At 70.6% G+C, this 21814-nt stretch carries 15 protein-coding genes and 1 pseudogene; 11 read left to right on the forward strand and 5 right to left on the reverse strand.

Features of this window, described 5'->3' with window-relative positions; translation table 11 throughout:
* The first annotated feature begins 235 nt into the window (after positions 1 to 235).
* The 3 genes from K8W59_RS03430 to K8W59_RS03440 are packed head-to-tail and all read left to right on the forward strand — an operon-like array spanning position 236 to position 3314.
* Positions 236 to 1228, forward strand: coding sequence for a hypothetical protein (locus K8W59_RS03430; RefSeq protein WP_223397358.1), 993 nt, complete (start codon positions 236 to 238; stop codon positions 1226 to 1228).
* Positions 1229 to 1230: 2 nt separating this feature from the next.
* Positions 1231 to 2418 carry a hypothetical protein gene (locus K8W59_RS03435; protein ID WP_223397359.1) on the forward strand — a complete coding sequence of 396 codons (1188 nt, stop codon included), beginning with the start codon at positions 1231 to 1233 and terminating at the stop codon, positions 2416 to 2418.
* Positions 2418 to 3314 carry a sulfotransferase domain-containing protein gene (locus tag K8W59_RS03440; protein ID WP_223397360.1) on the forward strand — a complete coding sequence of 299 codons (897 nt, stop codon included), beginning with the start codon at positions 2418 to 2420 and terminating at the stop codon, positions 3312 to 3314. Before K8W59_RS03435 ends, K8W59_RS03440 begins: the two co-directional genes overlap by 1 nt.
* Here K8W59_RS03440 and K8W59_RS03445 read toward each other — a convergent pair.
* The 3 genes from K8W59_RS03445 to K8W59_RS03455 are packed head-to-tail and all read right to left on the reverse strand — an operon-like array spanning position 3291 to position 7329.
* A complete protein-coding gene (locus tag K8W59_RS03445) occupies positions 3291 to 4364 on the reverse strand; it encodes a CDP-glycerol glycerophosphotransferase family protein (RefSeq protein ID WP_223397361.1) in 1074 nt (357 codons plus the stop codon). The two genes, K8W59_RS03440 and K8W59_RS03445, sit on opposite strands and share 24 nt — an antisense overlap.
* Positions 4361 to 5902: a lipopolysaccharide biosynthesis protein gene (locus tag K8W59_RS03450; RefSeq protein ID WP_223397362.1), complete on the reverse strand. Its 1542-nt coding sequence runs from the start codon at positions 5900 to 5902 to the stop codon at positions 4361 to 4363. The genes K8W59_RS03445 and K8W59_RS03450 overlap by 4 nt, the downstream gene beginning before the upstream one ends.
* On the reverse strand, positions 5899 to 7329 hold the full coding sequence (locus tag K8W59_RS03455) for a hypothetical protein (protein WP_223397363.1): 1431 nt from the start codon (positions 7327 to 7329) through the stop codon (positions 5899 to 5901). The genes K8W59_RS03450 and K8W59_RS03455 overlap by 4 nt, the downstream gene beginning before the upstream one ends.
* A 229-nt stretch (positions 7330 to 7558) precedes the next feature.
* Between K8W59_RS03455 and K8W59_RS03460 the strand changes: the two genes are divergently transcribed.
* Positions 7559 to 10600 (forward strand): PKD domain-containing protein, encoded by a 3042-nt coding sequence (locus K8W59_RS03460; RefSeq protein WP_223397364.1) that lies wholly within the window; start codon positions 7559 to 7561, stop codon positions 10598 to 10600.
* A 73-nt stretch (positions 10601 to 10673) separates the two neighbouring features.
* On the forward strand, positions 10674 to 11384 hold the full coding sequence (locus K8W59_RS03465; protein WP_223397365.1) for a WecB/TagA/CpsF family glycosyltransferase: 711 nt from the start codon (positions 10674 to 10676) through the stop codon (positions 11382 to 11384).
* Here the strand turns inward: K8W59_RS03465 and K8W59_RS03470 are convergent.
* A complete protein-coding gene (locus K8W59_RS03470) occupies positions 11374 to 13398 on the reverse strand; it encodes a hypothetical protein (protein WP_223397366.1) in 2025 nt (674 codons plus the stop codon). The two genes, K8W59_RS03465 and K8W59_RS03470, sit on opposite strands and share 11 nt — an antisense overlap.
* Positions 13399 to 13584: 186 nt before the next feature.
* Here K8W59_RS03470 and K8W59_RS03475 point away from each other — a divergent pair, with 186 nt between their 5' ends.
* From K8W59_RS03475 to K8W59_RS03485, 3 genes and pseudogenes are all read left to right on the forward strand, one after another.
* Positions 13585 to 14358, forward strand: a complete 774-nt coding sequence (locus K8W59_RS03475) for a 3'(2'),5'-bisphosphate nucleotidase CysQ (protein WP_223397367.1) — start codon at positions 13585 to 13587, stop codon at positions 14356 to 14358.
* A 1-nt stretch (position 14359) separates the two neighbouring features.
* Complete coding sequence (locus K8W59_RS03480; protein ID WP_223397368.1) at positions 14360 to 14647, forward strand: HAD family hydrolase; 288 nt, start codon at positions 14360 to 14362, stop codon at positions 14645 to 14647.
* A gap of 15 nt (positions 14648 to 14662) precedes the next feature.
* Positions 14663 to 14857: pseudogene (locus tag K8W59_RS03485) on the forward strand (HAD-IA family hydrolase); the annotation flags it as partial.
* A gap of 315 nt (positions 14858 to 15172) precedes the next feature.
* Here K8W59_RS03485 and K8W59_RS03490 read toward each other — a convergent pair.
* Positions 15173 to 16465, reverse strand: coding sequence for a LicD family protein (locus tag K8W59_RS03490; RefSeq protein WP_223397370.1), 1293 nt, complete (start codon positions 16463 to 16465; stop codon positions 15173 to 15175).
* Positions 16466 to 16644: 179 nt separating this feature from the next.
* Between K8W59_RS03490 and mfd the strand changes: the two genes are divergently transcribed.
* From mfd to K8W59_RS20115, 3 genes are read left to right on the forward strand one after another with little or no spacing between them, the layout of a single operon-like run.
* The gene (gene mfd, locus K8W59_RS03495; RefSeq protein ID WP_223400062.1) at positions 16645 to 20250 is read left to right on the forward strand and encodes a transcription-repair coupling factor; all 3606 of its coding nucleotides are present in this window, start codon (positions 16645 to 16647) and stop codon (positions 20248 to 20250) included.
* 32 nt (positions 20251 to 20282) lie between these two features.
* Positions 20283 to 21008: a SurA N-terminal domain-containing protein gene (locus K8W59_RS03500; protein WP_223397371.1), complete on the forward strand. Its 726-nt coding sequence runs from the start codon at positions 20283 to 20285 to the stop codon at positions 21006 to 21008.
* A gap of 11 nt (positions 21009 to 21019) precedes the next feature.
* On the forward strand, positions 21020 to 21727 hold the full coding sequence (locus K8W59_RS20115; RefSeq protein ID WP_263283279.1) for a MazG nucleotide pyrophosphohydrolase domain-containing protein: 708 nt from the start codon (positions 21020 to 21022) through the stop codon (positions 21725 to 21727).
* The last annotated feature ends 87 nt before the right edge of the window (positions 21728 to 21814 follow it).

The raw sequence follows: 21814 nt of genomic DNA on the forward strand, positions 1-21814 counted from the left end.
CGGTGGGGCCATCACCGATGCGACCGCGACCCGCACGGCCGTTCTCCGCAATGACGGCTCACTGGGCCCATTGACCCGCGGCCAGTTGGTGCGGGTGACCGCGTGGGTCTGGACAGCCGAAGGCGCATGGGTCGGTCTCGTCGCAGATCAGACCGGTGAGCGTGCGACCACCACGAAGCCGGCCGTCCGTTGGGTGCGGACGCGGGCGCAACGCTGGACCCGAGTCACGATGCTGGTGGCCGGGATGGCACCGGGGAGCCAACTCACCCTGAAGGCCACCTCCTCCGCCGGAGGGACCGGTGCTGAGCTCCGCCTCGACGACGTGCGCGTGGAGACGGTCCGGGACAACGCTGCGGGGTGGCTCGACAACGGGTGCGCCACGAACACCCAGGGCATCCCCTCGTGCGGGACGTACCTGGGAGCCACCTATGGCTCCAACAGCGACCCTTCGGGCTGGGAGCGCGAGATGGGGACCGCTCTGGGCGTGCGCCGCACCTACTTCGCCGCGGATCAGGTGGACTGGGCCATGGAGGTGGCCGCGGCGGATCTCGCCGCGGGCCGTGTGCCCTGGATCAGCTTCAAGCTGCCCGATAGTTGGGCGTCTGCGGCGTCCGGCGCCGACGACGAATGGGCTCGGAGCCTCGCTAGCCGCCTGAGCCGCCTGCCTGGGCCGGTCTGGCTCGCCTTCCACCACGAACCCGAGGGGGACGGGCCGATCGACGACTGGGTCGCGATGCAGCGCCGCCTCTCCGGCATCGTCCACGACAGGGCGCCGCGGGTGGCCTACACCGTGATCCTCACCGGGTGGCATCAGGTCGAGGGTGATCCGGAGTTCGCCTTGGACCGGCTGGTCCCGGAGGACCTCGACGTCGATCTGGTCGGCTTCGACCTCTACAACTGGCTGGGAGCCACGCGCGAGGACGGAACCGAGGTGACCGAAGCGACGCCGGTGGTCCGGGGGTACTTGGACCCGCTGAGCAGCTGGGCCAGACAACGGCGGCTCCCATGGGCGTTGGCGGAGACGGCGCAGACCGACCTGGCCAGCCGCCGAAATCCGGCCTGGCTGCCGTCCCTCGTGCGCGCGGTGGAGCAACGGGGCGGGAAGGCAGTCGCCTGGTTCAACACCCGGCTCAACGCGGATCCCACGTTCGTCCTCGCCGGGGAGCGCGAGCGTCGTGAGTTCGCGAGGCTGCTGCGACGCGCTCCTGCGCTGAGAGGGGGAGGGTGAGGATGCCCGCACCGATCGACGCCTACCTCGAGGTGATCGACCAACTCTGGCCAGCCGGATCCCCGAAGTTGAGTCGGGGACCCGCCAGGTCCGGCCACGCCTTCCGTGTCCTGCCCTCGCTGGCGACCCCGCGCATGGTCGTCCCCGCAGACGACGGGCGTGCAGCCGCAGCAGCGATGTTGCGGTTCAGCACCTCCCTCACTCCTCAGGAGTCGGTCAAACGAGTCGCAGCCGCTGTCACGCTCGGGGTCGCGGGTGACCTGACCAGCGGCGACGTGATCGAGGTCGAGTCGCTCGACGGCTCCCTGCAGCAGTTGCTCTCGGAGATCTTCGATCAGCCGGTCAGCGTTGCTCTGTCGATGGGCGTGGCGGACCGGATGAACCGCAAGCCCGTGCTTCAGATCTGCAGCCGGCAAGGCCGTCGCCTCGGGTTCGCGAAGGTGGGTCTCACGCAGCTGACTGCGCCGTTCGTGCGGAACGAGGGACATGCCCTGGGTGAGCTGAACGCCGCGCGGCTCCCCAGGTCGATCGAGGTTCCGAAGCTGATTCACGCGACAACGTGGCGCGGCTGTGAGGTGCTGGTGATGTCGCAGCTGCGGACGACGCCGTGGCAGCCCCCTCATCTCGTCGGGCAGAGGCCCCGCGGAGCCATCGAGGGCTTCTTCGAGGCCTTTCGGCAGCCGGCGGTGCCGGTGACGCGGATGCCGATATGGGAGCGGTGGACCTCCGAAATCGGCGAGCTGAGAGACGGGCGCGCGGCTGTGGCTTTACGCCTTGCCATGGACCGGCTGGTCGAGCGGACCCGGGAGTATGAGACGCCCGTCGGCGCGTGGCATGGCGACTGGGCCCCCTGGAACATGGCACGACGCGGCTCGAGGATTCAGCTCTGGGACTTCGAACGGTTTGAGACCGGTGTTCCGCCGTTGATGGACGACTGTCACTACGAGGTCTTCACTCGTACCCTGAACCAGGGCCTGACCGACGAGTCCTTCCGTGCTGGGATTCGCGCCGCGGTGGGTGAACCGAGTCCCGACCGTCTTCCACAGTTGCTCGGCGCATCCGCATACCTGGTGTCCTTGACGCTGCGCTACCTACTGGCCACGGAGAAGGGCAGGGACATCAGCACGGCCCGTCGTACCGGACTGCTGGCCCTTGAGACGCTGCGTCACTGGTTGGAGGCGGACCGCTGATGAGCTTGAAGAGGACCGTACGGACTGCGACCGGACGGCTGCGGCGAGCGTTGCCGCCGACGCTGGTGAAGCGTCTGCGCGGGGTCGTCCAAGGGTGGGGGCTGCTGACGGCGAGATGGCGCCCAGCCCCGGACTTCATCGTAGTGGGCGCCCAACGTTCGGGAACCACGAGCCTGTTCAGGCTGCTCGCGGCCCATCCGCTGGTCCGACGGCCCACCCAGGTGAAGGGGGTCGGATACTTCGACCTTGAGTACGACCGGGGGATGCGGTGGTACCGATCCCACTTCCCCCTTCGACGTCGGAGCTCCGGGCTCTTGGCCTTTGAGTCCAGCGGCTACTACCTCTTCCATCCCCTCGCGGCCCGACGGATCGCCGAGAGCCTGCCGGACGTGAAGGTGGTGGTCGTCGTCCGCGACCCCGTGGAGAGGGCCTCCTCAGCGCATGGCCACGAGCGGCGCCGCGGCTTCGAGGACCTGGACTTCGAGGAGGCGCTCGCGAGGGAGGAGGAGCGCCTCGCGGGAGCGGTCGAACAGCTCACCAGCGACCAGCACAGCGAGAACTACGAGCACCGGCATCACGGCTACCTGGCTCGCAGCCGCTATCACGAGCAGATCGAGCGGTATGTCGCCGCGCTGGGGCGTGAGCGCGTCTTCATCGTCGACGCAGGGCGCATGTTCGCCGATCCGGGATCGGAGCTGCAGCCTTTGGAGGAGTGGCTGGGACTGCCGCGGAGCACCATGCCGCCGTTGGAGCGGTGGAATGCAGGCGCGTCGGCGTCTCTCGATCCGCGGCTGGAGGAGCGCCTGCGCGACTACTTCGAACCGCTTGACCGGCAGCTTGCCGACCTGATGGGTCGAACGCCGTCGTGGCGCTCAGACCAGCCCCTCTCGGATTAGTCGCTCCACCACCCGTTCGCCGGCGTTTCCGTCGTCGAGCGGGCAGTAGGTCTGGATGAACTGCTCAAGCTTGGCCCCATGCGCCTGGCCGACCAGTCCCGCGTCGGCGAGCAACTGGGCCAGATCCTCAACGGTGCGGACGACGGGTCCCGGTGCCCACTCTTGGTAGTCGACGTAGAAGCCTCGAGTCTCCTCGTATCGCTCCAGGTCCGGCACATAACAGATGATCGGCTTCCGGGTCGCTGCGAAGTCGAAGATGGCCGAGGAGTAGTCCGACACCAACACGTCGCAGGCGAGGAAGAGGTGGTTGATGTCGGGGAAGGCGGAGACGTCACGAAAGCCAGGACCCGTCGCGTCCGGGTGCTTCTGCACGTTCTTGTGCATCCTGGCCAGCACCACGACGCCTTCGGGAAGCCGAGCCACGAGATCGTCGTAGTCGATGACCGGGGGAGTGTCCGTCGAGTGTCCGTCGACCATCTCGTAGTCGCGCCAGGTCGGAGCGGAGAGCACGACCACATCGTCGTCGTCGAGACCGAGTGCCGCGCGCGTCGAACTCCGGATCTCCGGGGCCTCGGGACTGCGCAGCACATCGTTGCGCGGATAGCCGCACTCCCATACGGGGCCGTCGAAGCCGAAGGCGGACCGGAGGTACGGCGTCACGGCCGGGCTCTGCGAGAGGAGCACGTCCCAGCTCTTGACGTCACGCTCCACCCTGCGCAGGTGCTCCGACGCGCCCGCGTAGGCAAGGGAACGCTCGTCGAATCCGAGCAGCTTCAGCGGCGAGCCGTGCCACGTCTGCAGATAGGTTCCGTGGGGGCTTCCCGGTATCCGTTGGGTGAGGATGTCGTTGGTGACGAAGAGGCCGGCCCGGCGGAGGAACCACAGATGGGCGGGGGAGTGCCGCCTCAGACCACGGATCTGCTGCGGTAGTGCGTCGCCTCCGACCCATCGGGCGTCGGTCCCCGGCAGACGGTCGAGGAGACGCTCGTAGATCTCGCGAGGGTTGTCGTTGAACTGGCCGCGCCAGCTCTCGAAGAGCGCCGTGGTCATGACCTCGCATCCTTGTCCGTCGAGGCCAGGCCTGGAAGGAAGGCGTCGAGCGCGAGCGGCCGCCCTGCCAGCAGCAGCACACCGGTGTAGACGATGGCGCATACTCCCAGCAGCGGCAGCATGATGCTCCATGAGGTGTAGCCCATCGCGTTGGCCACTCCCAGGGGGAGGGCGATGGTGCCCAGCACGGCCGCCATCACGATCAGGACCGGTGTGCCCAGGCCCCCGATCCTCAGGAGGAAGCGGATCTGCAGGAGCCCGAGGAGTCCTCGGGTGGCCACGGCCAGCGCCCAGGCGATGGCCGCCCCCCACACGCCGACAAGGGGGATCAAGATGATGCAGCCGACGACGTCGATCGCCAGCGCGATGAAGGTGTTGGCCAGGCTGAGTCCACTGCGTCCCGCCATCAGGAGCAGAGAGTCGGCGGGTCCCACCGCGACCGAGATCATCATCGCGGCCGCCATGATGAGCACCGTCAGTGTCGTGTCGAAGGTGTCGTAGCTCCTCCCGAAGATCCGGAGGTAGAGGTGGACACACCCGGCGACACCGACGTAGACCGGCCAGGAGAGCGCCATGGACCATGCGGTCGAGAGTTGGTAGACGCGGCGCAGGGAGTCGATGTCGTCCTCGGCGATGAGTGTCGCGAACCGTGGCAGGAGCACCTGCTGAATCGCTTGGTTGGCCATCTGCCCGACGACGATGAAGCGGGTGGCTGCCGTGTACAGCGCCGCGTTCGCGGCGGTGGACAGCGCGGCGATGAGCACGATGTCGAGTCGCTGGATGGCCATCTGCGCCATCCGGGTGATGCTGCGCGGCCACGCGAACGCCCAGAACTCCTTGGCCAGGGCGCGGCGGTCGGTCGGCCGCGTGCTCGGCTCGGGATAGCCCTCACGACGCCGCCGGGTGATTGCCAGGAACATGACGCCGGCCAGCGGTGCCGCCACGACGAACGTCAGCGACCACGCCCAGGTGAGGCCGACGAGACCGGCCCCGGTGGCAGCCGCCACCCAGACCGCCACGAGTTGGAGAGTGGGCCGGAGTGTCTGGTCGACCAGGACCATCCCGCGCACGCTGCCGAACGCCAATGACCCGGCGACGAAGAACAGCAACGCGACCGCCGCGGGCAGGACGAGCGCCATGACTCTGACCGCGGACGGCCCGGTCGACGGATCGAGGGACAGGAGGTCTGCCAGGGGGTCGGCGAGCCCGAAGGTGATGCCGGCCGCCGCGAAGGTCACGAGCGCCACCGGCTGTGCCGCCACCCGGATCAGTCCCGGGATGTCGGCGTGCCGCTCGTGCTTCTCGAACCGCAGCAGGAACCGGGCGAGTCCGGTGTCGGCGCCCAGAACGCACAGTGAGCTGACCAGGAGGAACGCGGAGGTCAACGTGAACAGGTGGCCGGAGGTCTCCAGGCTGACCATGTTCGTGACGACACCCACCAGGAGGAATCCCGAGATTCCGGAGAAGCCGGCGCCGACGAGACCGAGCGCGCCGCCCTTCGCGACCTTCTTGAGGTGCTTGTCGGAGTGGTCGGTCATCGTGGCCCGCGGCGCCGCCTGGCGGCCGCCCGGGTGCCCGTGCGCGGACCGCGCAACACGAGACCGAGCACCGGCACGTCACGGTGCTCAGCACGCACCAGGTCGTCGACCTGTTGCCGTCGTGAGGTACCGGAATGAACCTCGATCAGCTCCGCGTCCGCGAGACGGACCAGCGGGGGGCGTGCGTCCCACCCCCGGAGCCCCGAGGTGAGGAGGACGAGGTCGTACTCGCCGACATGCCTCATCACGTCGGACATCCTGGGGGAGACGAGCAGGTCCTCCAACGACTCGGGCGACGTCCCCGCGGCGAGCAGATCATAGCCGCCCGGTGCACGCACGATGCAGTCCCGCAGAGCGCTGTCACCGCGCAGGACGTCGGCCAGGCCCGGACGCTCGGCCGAGTCGGTCGCGCCGTCGAGCGAGATGAGCAGGGTGGAGCGCCGGGTCTGCGCCAGCGCCTCGGCCAGCGCGGGGGCCGCGTCCGCCGCTTCCGGAGGGTTGAGCGCGGCGGTGAGCAGGAGGACCCGGTCGTGCTCGCTCGATCGGTCGAGCACGTTGTTGCGGAGATCGCGGACGGCGGAGCTGTTCTCCGGGTCATCACGGTCCTCCTCGGAGATCTCCCCGAGGATGGGCGCCGACACGCCTTCGAAGTCCGCGCGCCTCTGGACGACCGAGGTCGCCCTCCTGCTGCGCAGCAGCAGGAGGATGCCGGGGATGGCCATTACAAGCGCCACCGCGGGTGCCATGACCTCGGGCCGGGTCTGTGGGCCGCGCGGGGCCAGGTCCACCGTGACGACCTGACCAGGATCCCGCGGCGTCGCCTCCATGGCCGCGAGCTCGCCCTGGAGTGCCGAGGCCTGGGTGTTCAGGGAGTAGATCTCCTCGCGCAGCAGCGAGGCGCGGATGCCGCTGGAGGCGGCCACTTCCTGGACCAGTTCTGCGCGTCGATCGCTGATGTCACTGAGCTGCTGGTCGAGCTGGCTGGAGCGGTCCGTGAGCGTCTGCTCTGCCCGCTCGGTCCGGAAGTCGAGGAAGGACTCCGCGACGTCGCGCGTGACCTGGGTGGCGGTATCGCCCGTCTCCGCGGCAACGGAGATGGTGACGATCTGGCTGTTGTCGGTGACCGTGGTGGTGAGCATGTCCCGCAGGTCCGGGACCTGCAGACCGGACCGCGCGGCGGCCCCTTCGAGAACCGCGTCCGAGCGAACGACCTCCGCCTCGCTCTGCACGTTCAGCAGGTTGTCACCCTCACCCTCGGGTTGGTAGGGGTTGCCGATCAGCGGCGCGACGAGAACGGATGCGGTCGCGGTGCGGGTCTGCCCCAAGGTCAAGGCGAGGGTGTAGCCCACGGCCGCTCCGATCGCGGCCAGCACGAGGATGGCGATCAGGGCGACCGAGGTGCGCCGGCCGCGGGTGCTGCTGGGCACTGAGACTCGTCCTCCCCCTCGGTGTGTTCTGACGTGATCGTGATTCTTCCCCCTGAACTTTGGTCACGAACGAGCAGTCCCTAGTTCTGACTCGGGGAATCGACGATTTTCGGGCTCCGCAGATGCTATACGCTGAACCTTAGTTGGGTGGCAGTTCTGGGGAGTGGGGGCACTCGTGGGGTTGGTCGAGCATTGGCGTGGCAAGGTTCGGCGTGTCGCCGTGCCACTGGTGGTTGTCGGACTGTTCCTGTCCGGTCTGGGGTCGGCCGCGGCGGATACGCCGGCCGCGCCGGTGGTGAGTGAGGTTCCGGCTCGCTCGACTCCCGACGTCCGTGACGGGGCGGTCAACAGCATCGCCAAGGTCGGCTCTCTTGTTGTCCTCGGCGGCACATTCACCAGCGCCAACGATCCCGGTGCCACCACCGGGGTTCCGCGCAGCTCGCTGCTGGCGTTCGACGCGTCGACGGGGCAGATCAGCCGGACGTTCGCTCCCGCCGTGGACGGCCCGGTCGAGGTGGTGATCCCCGCGGGCGACGGCGTGTCCGTGTTCGTGGGCGGCAACTTCCGCACGATCGGTGGCGTCGCCCGCAAGAACCTCGCTCGAGTGCGGGTGGACACCGGCCAGGTGATGCCGTTCGACGCGGGCAACATCGCCGGCAAGGTCAACGACCTTCGTCTCGCGGGTGGGCGACTGTGGGTCGGTGGCGCCTTCACGCACGTGGCGGGGCGGGCCCAGGCCGCCTTGGCCACGGTGAACCCGAGCACCGGTGCCTTCGACCCGTATATGGGGCTGGTGGTCGCCGGGGTCCACCAGGCGGGGTACCCGACGACGATGAAGATGGATGTCACCCCGGACGGCTCTGCACTGGTCCTGATCGGGAACTTCGACACGGTCAGTGGACTCAAGCGGCACCAGATCGCGAAGCTCGACCTGACCGGAGCCCAGGCGGCCCTCTCGAACTGGCAGACGGGCTTCTATGAGGCGTCGTGCAACCCGATCTTCTACAGCTACATGCGGGATCTGGACATCTCGCCGGACGGCCGCTACTTCGTGGTCACGACGACGGGGAGCTACGGCGGCTCCACCGGTCCCTGTGACACCGCTGCACGCTTCGAGGTTGGATCGACCAAGCAAGGGGACCCTCCCTCGTGGGTGGACTACACCGGGGGAGACACGTCCTTCGCCGTTGAGGTGACTCCCGAGGACGTCGTCTACGTCGGTGGTCACCAGCGTTGGTGGAACAATCCCTACGGTGCCGACCGTGCCGCCGCCGGCGCGGTGTCTCGGGCGGGCATCGCAGCGTTGGACGGCACGAACGGGCTTCCGTTGTCGTGGAATCCGACACGTGATCGCGGTGTGGGTGTCTTCGACTTCATGTACACGCCACAGGGCCTGTGGGTGGGTTCGGACACGACCGTCATCGGAGGCCAGCCCCGGGGACGCATCGCCCTGATGCCCCTGCCCGGATCGATCAAGCCGGCCACGACTCGGCCAACACTGCCCAACCGCGTCTACACCGGCGGCGTCCTCGACTCCTGGGGCCGCGTCTCCGATCAGCTAGTGCAGCGTCAGTACGGCGGCACCGGTGCAGCCCCCGCGCCCGCGAGCTCCCCGCGGGGCAACGTCGCCTGGACTGGCGTACGGGGCGGCTTCATGATCAACGGACAGCTCTACCTGGGCCATTCCGACGGTAGCTTCAGCCGCCGATCGTTCGATGGAACCAGCTACGGCACTCCGGTGGCAGTCGACACGCAGGACGAGCTCGTCTCACTCAGCGAGTGGCACAACGACGTCGCCCGGATCACCGCCATGTTCTTCGACAATGGACGCCTCTACTACACGATGTCCGGCTCGTCGGCGCTCTACTACCGCTACTTCGAGCCGGAGAGCGACGTCGTCGGCGCCAAGCGGCTGACCGCACCCACCGGGGGACTGTCGCTCTCCTCTATTCGCGGCATGTTCGTGGCGGGCACCTCGATCTACGTCGTGCAGTCCAACGGGAGCCTGCAGCGGGCTCAGTGGAGCGACGGTGCAGTCTCCGGGTCGCCGGCCCCCGGCACGACGACCACCCTCACGGGTGGCTCGGGTCAGTCCTGGGGCGGACGCGCGGTCTTCGTCTACCAGGGCGCCGTGGCGGAGACCCCGCCGGCGGCATCGTTCGGGTCGACCTGTGCCGGCACCACCTGTCAGTTCGACGCCTCCGAGTCGAGCGCCGGCTCGGTCGGATCCATCACCAGCTACGCATGGACGTTCGGGGATGGCACCACGGGCTCGGGTGTCGCGCCCGAGCACACCTACACCGCCGCCGGCACCTACTCGGTCACCTTGCGGGTAACGACCAGCTCGGGTCGTACGGCGAGCATGACCCGTGAGGTCCAGGCGACCCGCCCCAACGCGGCACCGACCGCAGCGATGAGCGTGTCCTGCGACAACCTGACCTGCGTGCTCGACGGGTCGGGGAGCAGCGACCCCGAGGGCGATCCGCTCACTTTCGGATGGGACTTCGGTGACGGCGAGTCGGGCTCGGGGGTCTCGGTGACCCACTCCTTCCCGACCTCGGGCACCTATCCCGTGCGATTGACGGTCTCCGACGGTGGGAGCCTCGACACGGTGACCCGAGAGGTCACGGTCCGGTCCGGGGAGCAGGCAGCCCTCACCCAGGTCGCCAGCGTCGGGACGGGCGGCAACAGACTCGTCCACGACGTGGCTATCCCCGCCGGTGTCCGTGCCGGCGACGTCCTGGTGCTGGCGATGACCAGCAACACCAACGCGGCCATCACGCCGCCGCCTGGATGGACGCTCGCAGAAAGCGTCGATGGCACCGGCGTCAGCGGGCGTCTGTGGACGCGTGTTGCGACCAGTGCGGATGCTGGACGGACTGTGTCGGCGACTACCGATGCCTACTCCAAGTCGACCCTGACCGTGAGCGCCTACCGTGGCAGCGCGGGCGCACAGGTCACGGACACGGCCGGCAGTCTGCAGAACACGGCCAGCATCGAGCACCCAGCCCCCACGGTGCAGGTGTCCTCGCCCGGATCGTGGGTCGTGACCGTCTGGTCGGAGAAGTCCTCGGTCGCCGAGCCGATGTGGCGCCTCCCCTCGGACGCCGCGGAGCGGACGCGTGCCGCGAGTGGCGGTGCCGGGAAGGTCAGCACCGTCGTCGCCGACTCGGGCAGCCCTGCACCCATCGGGGCGTGGTCCGCAGGGACGGCCAGCACGGTCGAGGTGACCAAGGCGACCGCCTTCTCCGTCGTCATCCAGGCGAAGTGAGCTCGTGAGAGGGGACGAGGGAGTCGTTCGGGTCGGACCGTTCCCGGTGCGGGATGCCGGCAGTGCGGAGATCGTGCGGTCGATCGTTGACCTCGCCGGCACGCCGACGGCTCGGACCGCCTACGCCCTGCACGTCGGTGGCCTCAACGCGCGCGGTGACCGCGACTTCGTGACGGCGATGAGAGCGGGAGACCTGGTGTACGCGGACGGCGGGTCCGTAGTGGGTCTGGCCCGCCTCGCCGGTGCCCGGCACATCGAGCGGGCTCCGACGACGGACATCGGCTGGGAGATCCTTCGCGGGATCGCGTCCCGCAGGGGGCGTCCCGCCCGGGTGGCGCTGATCGGTGGTCCTCCAGGGCTGGCCGAGCGCGCGGCGGCGACGATCCTCGCCGAGGCACCCGGGGCCGCGGAGATCGTCGCCACCCATGACGGTTACCAGCAGGCCTGGTCCGAGCCGCTGGCGGAGGTCCGCTCAGCCAACCCCGACGTGGTCCTCGTGGGTCTCGGTGCTCCCCGGGAGATGATCTGGTGTCACGAGCACCGCTCGAGTCTTCCGGCCGGCGCGGTGATCGTCACGGTCGGTGGGTGGTTCGGTCATGTGACGGGCGACGAGTCGCGAGCACCGCGGCTCCTGCGGCGCTCCGGTCTGGAGTGGATCGCGCGTCTGGCGCAGGCGCCACGACGTCTGGCGGGCAGGTACGCCCTCGGGCTCCTGAGCACTCTGGTTCTCGTGCCCCGGCAACTCCGGAACCGCCGCGCGGCGGAGCCGGGCGTCACCTCCTGAGCCGCGACCTGCGCACGGATGCACCCGAGGCGACCAGCCCCGCTCCGATCAGGAGACCGAGCAGCGCGCCGGACACGACCGGCACCTCGGTCTGTCGACGTACGGTCGTCACCCCGCTGCTGCGCAGGATCTCCCCCGGATCGCGGCTGGTGTCGTTCAGCCAGCCCAGTTCCTCGGCCAGTGTGTACTGGACATTTCGGATGGGGCCTCGTTCCCGGGTCGCGAGCACCTCTCCCCGGTAAAGGTCATCGGCGGTCATGGCGATGGCCCTGTTGTACTGAGCCACCACGTCGGCGTGACGCTCGCGAAGGTAGCGAGCCTCCTGCGCGAGATACTCGGTCGCGATCGCCCTGGCCATCCGGCTCGGGTCCCCTTGGGCCAAGGTGCGCACCGTGATGGTCAGAACCTGGGTGTTGGGCGTAGCGCTGATGGTGGTGCGCCGACGCAGGGCCATCACCTGCTCGGGATCGTCCGTCCCCAGCACGCGGCTCAGTACGGTGTCGGACACCGCCAGGAGGGCTGCGTTGTCGATAGTGCTCTGCCAGTCCTTCCCCCCGGGGGCGAAGTTGTCCGCCGCAAGAACGACTGGGTACGGACGCACCAGGATGTCGACGCTCCCCGTCCTGGGGGTGGGTGACATCAGCGACTGGGCCGCCCCGGCCAGGATTCCGATCGCAATCGTCGTGGCGAGGAATGGCAGAGACTCCCGGGTCCGTGCCTGGAGACCGGCGAGGGTGGTCGGGACGGTCGCCTCACTCTGTTCGAACCGCTCGCGCCAGGCCAGACCGACGATGAGCATCGTGATGAAGAGCGGCAGCCCCAGAACGTCGTAGATCCACATCTGGACGAGCAGGAACACCACGGCCAGAGTGGCGAGCGCCTCCAGAGTAGTGCGGCACCGCCAGAACGCGAAGAGCGCCACCACGAACAGCCCGAGGAAAAGGACCACGCCGACCAAGCCCTGCGAGAAGAGCACCAGCCAGAAATGCCCCTGGGTCCCCAAGGGAGGGACCCCGCATGCCGGACACTCCGGCGTCGACCCGCCGGCGATGCTGCCGAAGCTGCCTTGCACGTCCCGGGTGCTCCCGAAGCCCGCGACGGGGGACCCCTCGATCACACTCTTCAACGTCAGCACGGCCAGATCCAGGCGTCGGCTGTTGCTGTGGGGGTTCGCGAACCGCTCCGAGACCATCGTCCCCAGCGGCGTCACCATCATCACGAGCAGACCCAGCGCGGTGACCAGGGCACCGCCCAGCACCAGCTGTCGAGTGCCCAGCCGGCGGACGCTCAGGAGCGCTGCGCCGGCGGCGGCGATGGCCAGGCATGCCCAGAGGCCGCGGTTGAGTGAGTAGACGACCGGGATGGAGGAGGCGAGAAGGAGCGCGACTGCGAGGAGTCTGGTCCGAGTCGAGCGATCGCGACCGAGCCAGGCGACGAACACGAAGGGCAACAGCAGCGAGTAGTTCGATCCCCAGGAGTTCGCATAGGCGAACGGCGCCTTGGGGCGGGGCTCCTCGTATCCGAGGACGTCCTGCACGTCCGCGAGGCCGGGGTGGATCAGGGAGCTGACGAAACCGTTTCCGGAGATGGAGGCGGGGAGCACGAGCTCGAGCGCGGACTTGAGCTCGACGGCTCCGAGGAACGACCCCAGGATCCCGCCGACAGTCGTGTAGACGAACATGACCGCCATCAGGGACGCGACCCGTCGGAGGGGGAGTCGGCTGCTCGGCGTGTTGACGGCCCACAGCAACGCGGACGTCAGGGCCAGGTACCAGGTCAACCGGTAGCCGTATACGACCAACCGTTCCGGGCCTCCGCCGGGCACAGCGCCCGGTGCGTCTGTCCACAGCAAGAAGATGCCTGCCGTGACCCACACGAGGAACAGGGCCCACGGTGCCCATCCACCGGGGAGTCTGATCCGGCCGCCGCGCTTGAGATTGCGCGCCATCAGGAGAGCCACCGCGATGGGCATGAGCTCGCTGACGCCGAGGATCCACCACAGCGGGAAGCCCACGACGAGGATGGTCAGCGGAGCGTCGGGGCGGGACAGGAGCGCTCGGAACGCGTCCCGCGTTCGCCGCTCGTGCACTCTCCCACCTCCCCTCAGGGCCCTCCACATGTCGACCCGGCGCAGTGCGGAGTCTAGGTGTTGGTGACGAGCCCGGGGCGAAATGGCGACTCTCCGTGAGAGGCTGGTGACGTGACTTCGACGAGCACCGAGCACAGCGCACCTGCCGACGACCACGAGTTCGCCGCGTGGCTGGCCGACCGGGCCGGGGAGGTCCTCCTGGAGGTGCGGGGTCGCGGCCTGGAGGGCCGCGAGCTCAAGGACGCTGGGGACGCTGCGGCGCAGGATCTCATCGCCGGGCTGCTCGCCGAGCACCGCCCCGACGACGCGGTCCTCTCGGAGGAGGCCGAGGACGACAAGGCGCGGCTGCAGGCCGACCGGGTGTGGATCATCGACCCGCTGGACGGCACCCGGGAGTTCTCCGAGCCGCCGCGCGACGACTGGGCGGTGCACGTGGCCCTGTGGGAGCGCGGCGAGCTGACCGTCGGCGCGGTCGCCCAGCCGGCGCTGGGGGAGACCTTCACGACCGCCGCCCCGCCGGTGGTCCCGCCCTCCACTGCCGACCGGCCGCGGATCGCGGTCTCCCGCTCCCGCCCGCCGAGGTTCGTCGAGGAGATGGCCCAGGAGATGGGCGCCGAGCTGGTGCCGATGGGCTCGGCCGGCGTGAAGGTGCTCTCGGTCGTGCGCGACGTGTCCGACGCCTACGTGCACGCCGGCGGGCAGTACCAGTGGGACAACGCCGCGCCGGTCGCCGTCGCCCGCGCCGCCGGACTGCACTGCTCCCGCGTCGACGGCTCCCCGCTGGTCTACAACGAGGAGGACACCTCGCTGCCGGACCTGATCGTGTGCCGTCCCGAGCTCGCCGAGCAGATCGTCGACTTCGTCCGCCGCAACGGCACCGACTGACGTGCCCGTCCGCCACGTCCTCCTCGATGCCGACGGCGTGATGCAGGACCTGCGGTCCGGGTGGGAGGCCACCTTCGCCGAGCTCTTCGGCGACCGCGCCGAGGAGTTCGTCGCGCGGATCGCGATGGACGGGCTGGACATCGTGGTCGACGAGCGCTCGCGCGCCCTGGTCCACCGGCTGCGGGAGCGCGGGCTGGGCGTCCACCTGGCCACCAACCAGAACCCCGAGCGCCGCGACCACACGCGCGACGTGTTGGAGTACGACGGCCTGTTCGACTCATCGTTCTAGAGCTGCGAACTCGGCGCGGCCAAGCCCGAGCCGGCGTACTTCTCCACCGTGCTCGACCGCCTCGGCGTTCCAGCGGACCAGGTGCTGTTCATCGACGACAGCCTCGCCAACGTCGAGGGCGCTCGCGGCGTCGGCCTGCTCGCCGAGCACTGGCACCTGGACCAGGGCCACGACCGGCTGGACCACCTGCTCGCGCGTCACCTGGGCTGAGACGGGTCATCCACCCATGGTCCGGACGGGTCATTTCCCCACGACGCGGGCCGATCCGCCGGACATCGCCGACACCGAGGCGCATGCTGGTCCGGTCCTCACCCAAACCCGGCACCGGGAGATGAACACCTCATGTGGAGCACGCCGAGCGGCCAGCACCTGTCGCACGACAGGCCGTGCAGTGCCTGCGGACACGCGGCCCACACCTTCCTGCCATGCTCCGACACGTGCGCCTGCGTGCCTCCGCGCGCGCCGGGCAGCCCGGTCGGTACCCCCGAGGGCGTCCTCGCGGCCGTCGGCTGACGCCCGAGGGGGTCAGGCCTCGCCCGGAGGAACGTCCCGGAGTGGTGAGCGTCCACGCCGTTCGGCGGAGGCGGCGACCCAGTCGGCCAGGGCCTCTCGTGCGGTCAGCCAGTCGAACCGGAACACCGGGTCCGGGTGTCGCCAGTCGGCGCCGTAGTTCGCTGCCAGCACCGCGTCCGGGACCCGCGGCACCGGCAGGTCGTGGCCGGTGACCGTCTCGCGCTCGAGGGGCAGGACCTCCGCGGCCCGAACCGTGCCCGCGCTGTAGGGCCAGGCCCGCAGCCGGCCGTCGTCGTCCACCCAGCCTGGGAAGAGGTCGACCGGCAGCCCGGAATCGCTGATGATGCGCGCATGGTGGCGCTCCTTGCGCTCATACGCCGTGGACAGCAGGCCGTCCGCGGCCAACCGCTCCTTGAACCGCCAGAACTGCTCGGCCGCGGCGTCGGCGGTCGGGCCGGGCAGCAGGACCGTCACGTCGGCGTCGTAGTCGTAGGGGATCGGCGCTCCGTCACGCACCAGGCCGAGCAGCGTCCCGGCACAGAGGTAGACCTCCAGTCCCCGCTCCCGCACCGCCGAGCAGACGTCCGCGACCTCGCGCCAGACCTGGTCGGCGGGCCGCTCGGCGATCGCGGGCTCGTAGCCGTGCGCGGTCAGCACCTGCCCGTCGAGCGCCCGCTCCGCACGCCCCCAGAACCGGGCGAAGGCCGGGAGGTCGTCCTCCTCGGCATGGGCTCGGCGCAGGCGCACCAGGTCCTGGAAGGCCTGACGCGGCAGGGCCCGGAAGGCGAGGTTGGCCAGGGTGAACGTCTCCACCCACCGACGGTCGCGGTCGGCCACGGGTACGGCGCCCAACCCGGCGAGCAGCCGCTCGTGCCCGCCCTCGGGGCGCTCGCCGGACTCGACCCAGGAGTCCACGGCGGCCGCGATCGCGGGCAGCGTGTCCAGTCCCGGGTCGGCCGGCGCCCACGGCCGGTCGAGCGTCGCGAGCACCACGTCGTCGCCGTCAGGGCCGCGCACCACCAGCCGGGCCGGCCCGGTGAGCCCGGGGTCGGCGGTCGCGCGGAAGCGACTGTGGCCCGGGTCGTGCGCACCCGGGAAGCGCTGCCCGGCCCTGGGCGAGGTGAGGCCCCACTCGACCGGCACCTCCGTCGCCCCGACCAGCACCCGGGCCTCGCCCGCGACCACCGGTCCACGGCGGACCAGGACGCCGCCGATCCGCTGGCCGGCCGGGACCGGGAAGAGCGGCTCCAGCGTCGCGCGGAGCACGCCCTCGGGCAGCCCGGCAGAGGCTCGCGGTCGGTCCATCCGGCGAAGTCTAGGACGGCGGCCGGCGGCGTAGACTTCGAGGGACGACCCCCCACCGAGCCCCGGCGAGGGGCTCGTGTGCGTGCCCACCCCACTGCCTCGGAGCGACCTTGCCCCCCACCGGACCCCTGCCGGACCTGCTCACCGCCGTCCTCGCCGACCCGCCGTTGGCCGAGGCGATGGCGGACGCCCGCGAGGGCACCGAGCCCGCGCTCGACCTCACCGGCCCCCCGGCCCTGCGGCCGTTCGTGGTGGCCGGCCTGGTCGGCGCCGGCCGCACCGTGCTGGCGGTGACCGTGACCTCGCGGGAGGCCGAGGACCTGGTCGCCGAGCTCGGCTCGCTGGTGGACCCCGCGACGGTGGCGCTCTACCCCAGCTGGGAGACGCTGCCGCACGAGCGGCTCTCGCCCCGCAGCGACACCGTCGGCCAGCGGCTCGCCGTCCTCCGGCGCCTCCGGCACCCCGGCGACGACCCCGCCAACGGCCCGCTCTCGGTGGTCGTCGCGCCGATCCGCTCGGTGCTGCAGCCGCAGGTGCAGGGCCTGGCCGACCTGACCCCGGTCGAGCTCGCCACTGGTGATGAGCAGCCGATCGAGGCGGTCGTCCAGAGCCTCGTCGACGCGGCGTACTCCCGGGTCGACCTGGTCGAGCGGCGCGGCGAGTTCGCCGTCCGCGGCGGCATCGTCGACGTCTTCCCGCCGACCGAGGAGCACCCGCTGCGGGTGGAGTTCTGGGGCGACGAGGTCGAGGAGATCCGCTCCTTCTCCGTCGCCGACCAGCGCACCCTCGAGCCGGTCGGCCGGCTGTGGGCGCCGCCGTGCCGGGAGCTGTTGCTCACCGAGGAGGTACGGCGCCGCGCCGCCGCGCTGGGCGAGGCGAACCCGCAGCTACTCGAGCTCACCGACAAGCTCGCGCAGGGCATCGCCGTCGAGGGCATGGAGTCCCTCGCCCCGGCGCTGGTCGACGAGATGGAGCTGCTGGTCGACCTGCTCCCCGCCGACACGCACGTGGTCGTCCTCGACCCCGAGCGGGCCCGCTCGCGCGCCCACGACCTGGTCGCCACCTCCGAGGAGTTCCTCGGCGCCTCGTGGGCCGCCGCCGCGAGCGGGGGCGAGGCGCCCATCGACCTCAGCGGCGCGTCGTACCGCACCGTCTCCGACGTCCGCAGCACGGTGCTCGGGCAGGGGAAGTCCTGGTGGACGCTGAGCCCGTTCGGCATCGCCGACGAATCCGAGGCCGGCACGTCAGGCGCGGACGCCGACGCCGACGAGGGCGCCGTCCCGTCCCGTCAGCTGGCCGCCGTGCCCGCCCGGGAGTACCGCGGCGACGTCGATGCCGCGATCGCCGACGTCGGCCGCTGGGCCGCCGGCGGCCTCCGGGTCACCACCGTGCACGCGGGACCCGGGCCGGCGCAGCGGATGGTCGAGGCGCTCGGGGAGCGCGACGTGCCGGCGCGGCTGGTGGTCTCGACAGGCTCGACCAGCGAGGGGGGCTCGACCGGCGAGGGGGGCTCGACCAGCGAGGGGGGCTCGACCGGCGAGGGGGGCTCGACCAGCGAGGGGGGCTCGACCGGCGAAGGTGAGCAGTGGGCCCCCGGCGTCGTCACCGTCACCACCGGCACCCTGGCCCACGGGTTCCTCGACGAGGAGCGCGGGCTGGTCCTCCTCACCGGCGACGACCTCACCGGGCAGAAGGCCTCCACCCGCGACATGCGCGCCATGCCCGCGCGCCGCAAGCAGCAGGTCGACCCGCTGGAGCTCAAGGCCGGCGACTACGTGGTGCACGAGCAGCACGGCGTCGGGCGGTTCGTGGAGATGCGGCAGCGCGAGGTCGGGGGCGCGACCCGGGAGTACCTCGTCCTGGAGTACGGCGCCTCCAAGCGCGGTGGCCCCCCGGACCGGCTCTACGTCCCGGCCGACAGCCTGGACCAGGTCACCCGCTACGTCGGCGGCGAGCAGCCCAGCCTGGACCGGCTCGGCGGCGGCGACTGGACCAAGCGGAAGAACCGCGCCCGCCGGGCGGTGCGCGAGATCGCCGCGGAGCTGATCAAGCTCTACGCCGCCCGCCAGGCCACCAAGGGCCACCGGTTCGGCCCGGACTCCCCGTGGCAGCGCGAGCTCGAGGACGCCTTCCCGTTCGTCGAGACGCCGGACCAGCTGACCACCGTCGACGAGGTCAAGTCCGACATGATGCAGACGGTGCCGATGGACCGGCTGGTCTGCGGCGACGTCGGATACGGCAAGACCGAGATCGCCGTGCGGGCGGCCTTCAAGGCGGTGCAGGACGGCAAGCAGGTCGTCGTACTCGTCCCCACCACCCTGCTGGTGCAGCAGCACTTCTCCACCTTCACCGAGCGGATGGCCGGGTTCCCGGTCGAGATCCGCGGCCTGTCCCGCTTCCAGACCGAGCGCGAGGCCCGCGAGGTGATGGCCGGGCTGGCCGACGGCACCGTCGACATCGTCATCGGCACCCACCGGCTGCTCAACCCCGACGTCCGGGTCAAGGACCTCGGGCTGATCATCGTCGACGAGGAGCAGCGCTTCGGCGTCGAGCACAAGGAGCAGATGAAGCGGCTGCGCACCAGCGTGGACGTGCTCTCGATGAGCGCCACCCCGATCCCGCGGACCCTGGAGATGGCGGTCACCGGCATCCGGGAGATGTCGACCATCACCACGCCGCCGGAGGAGCGGCACCCGGTGCTGACCTACGTCGGGGCGTATGAGGACCGGCAGGTGATCGCCGCGATCCGGCGCGAGCTGCTGCGCGAGGGGCAGGTCTTCTTCATCCACAACCGGGTGCAGTCGATCGAGAAGGCGGCCGCCCGGATCCGCGAGCTGGTCCCCGAGGCGCGCGTGGGCGTGGCGCACGGCCAGATGGGCGAGCACCAGCTGGAGCAGGTGATGCTGGACTTCTGGGAGAAGCGCTTCGATGTTCTGGTGTGCACCACCATCGTCGAGTCCGGCCTGGACGTCTCCAACGCCAACACGATGATCATCGAGCGGGCCGACACCCTCGGCCTCTCCCAGCTGCACCAGCTGCGCGGCCGGGTCGGCCGCTCCCGGGAGCGGGCCTACGCCTACTTCCTCTACCCGGCCGAGAAGCCGCTCACCGAGACCGCCCACGAGCGGCTGGCCACGCTGGCCCAGCACTCCGACCTCGGCGGCGGCATGGCGATCGCGATGAAGGACCTGGAGATCCGGGGCGCCGGCAACCTGCTCGGCGGCGAGCAGTCCGGGCACATCGCCGACGTCGGCTTCGACCTCTACGTCCGTCTGGTGGGGGAGGCGGTCGCCGACTTCAAGGGGGACGGCGGCGAGGAGCTCTCCGAGGTCCGGATCGAGCTGCCGGTCGACGCGCACCTGCCGCACGACTACATCCCCAGCGAGCGCCTGCGGCTGGAGATGTACAAGCGCCTGGCCGAGGTTCGCAGCGACGACGACGTCGACCTGCTGCTGGCCGAGATGCAGGACCGGTACGGCGAGCCGCCGCAGGAGGTCGCCTCGCTCCTCCTGGTCGCGCGCTTCCGCGCGCGGGCCCGCGAGGCCGGCATCGGCGAGGTCACCATCGCCGGTCGCAACGTCCGGTTCGCCCCGGTCGACCTGCCGGAGAGCCGGGTGCTGCGGCTCTACCCGAAGTCGATCGTCAAGCCCCAGCTCGACACCGTGCTGGTGCCGCGCCCGCAGACCGCGAAGGTCGGGGGCCGTCCATTGGATGGGATCGCCCTGCTTGAATGGGCCCGGCAGGTGATCGACTCCGTGATCGACCCGCGGGAGAGCACCGCCTGAGCACGCCCGACCCGACCAAGGAGAACCCACCGGTGCGCACGCGCAAAGTCTGGCTGGCCGTCCCGGCCTGCCTGTTCCTGCTGACCGGCTGCGGCAGCGGCAGCCCGAACGTCGCCGCCACCGTGGGGGAGACCACCATCAAGATGAGCGAGGTCGACCAGCTCGCCCAGGACTACTGCACCGCGACCAAGCAGGCCTACCAGCAGAACGGCGTGGTCCTGCCCATGGGCACGGTGCGCCGGCAGGTGGTCTCCAGCCTGGTGCTGCGGGAGATCGCCAACCAGATGGCCGAGCAGTACGACGTCGCGCCGGGCAAGGGCTACGCGCAGGCGGTCCAGCAGAGCCGCCAGCAGTCCCGGTCGATGCCGGACGCCGCGCGCGAGGCCGCCACGACGATCGACACCACCGGGGGCTACCTGCAGGACATCGCGGTCGCCGCTGCCGAGCAGGCGCTGGCGGACGAGGGCGTCACCGGACTGAGCCAGCAGCAGGTGACCGAGCGCGCCATCGAGATGTTCACCAGCTGGTCGGACCGCTCGCCGATCGAGGTCAACCCGAAGCTCGGGGTGGAGTGGTCCGAGGGCACCCTGGCGCCGACCGAGGGCGGCGGCCTCTCGGTGCCGGTCAGCGAGGACGCGAAGTCCGCCCAGGTGGTGCAGCGCTTCGAGAACGCGCAGAGCCAGGACGAGCAGGTCGAGCTCGCCCAGCAGCTGACCGGCTACGCCCGGACCCTCCCGCCGTCGCAGCGCTGCGGCTGACGGATCGACCGGTGGCCGAGGCTGATCCCGATCCGCTGCGGGAGTTCCTCGCGGTGATGCGGCGGCTGCGCGAGGAGTGCAGCTGGAAGGCCGCGCAGGACCACCGCTCCCTGGTGCGCTATCTCCTGGAGGAGGCGCACGAGACGGTCGAGGCGATCGAGCAGGGCACACCCGCCGACCTGCGCGAGGAGCTCGGCGACCTGCTGCTGCAGGTGTACTTCCACGCCGTGATCGCCGAGCAGGCCGGCCAGTTCACCTTGGACGACGTCGCCCGCGACGTGACCGCGAAGATGTACCGCCGCAACCCGCACGTCTTCGGCGACGCCCCCGGCGGCACCCCCGCCGAGATCGACGCGGTGTGGCAGGCGATCAAGGCGGAGGAGAAGGCGGGCCGCCGTACCCCCGACGAGGGGATCCCGGCCTCCCTGCCCGCGCTGTTGTATGCCGACAAGGTGCTCGGGCGGCTGCCCTCGGGCGGGGTGGTCTCGACAGGCTCGACCAGCGAGGGGGGCTCGGGCGGGGTGGTCTCGACAGGCTCGACCAGCGAGGGGGGCTCGGCCGGCGAGGGGGGCTCGGCCGGCGCGGGGGGCTCAGCCGGCGCGGGGGGCTCGACCCGCGAGGACATCGGGCGGCGGCTGCTCGCGCTGGTCGCCGAGGCGCGGGAGGCGGGGGTCGACCCCGAGCAGGCCCTGCGCGACGCCGTCCGCGCACTCCTCTGACTCGCGGGCGGCCACGCGGGAGACACGCCGGGAGGTGGCGGAATGCCGCCGTGTCGCGGCGTTCCCGCAGGTCAGCGGGGTGTCGGA

The organism is Nocardioides rotundus (assembly GCF_019931675.1).
Lineage (GTDB): Bacteria > Actinomycetota > Actinomycetes > Propionibacteriales > Nocardioidaceae > Nocardioides > Nocardioides rotundus.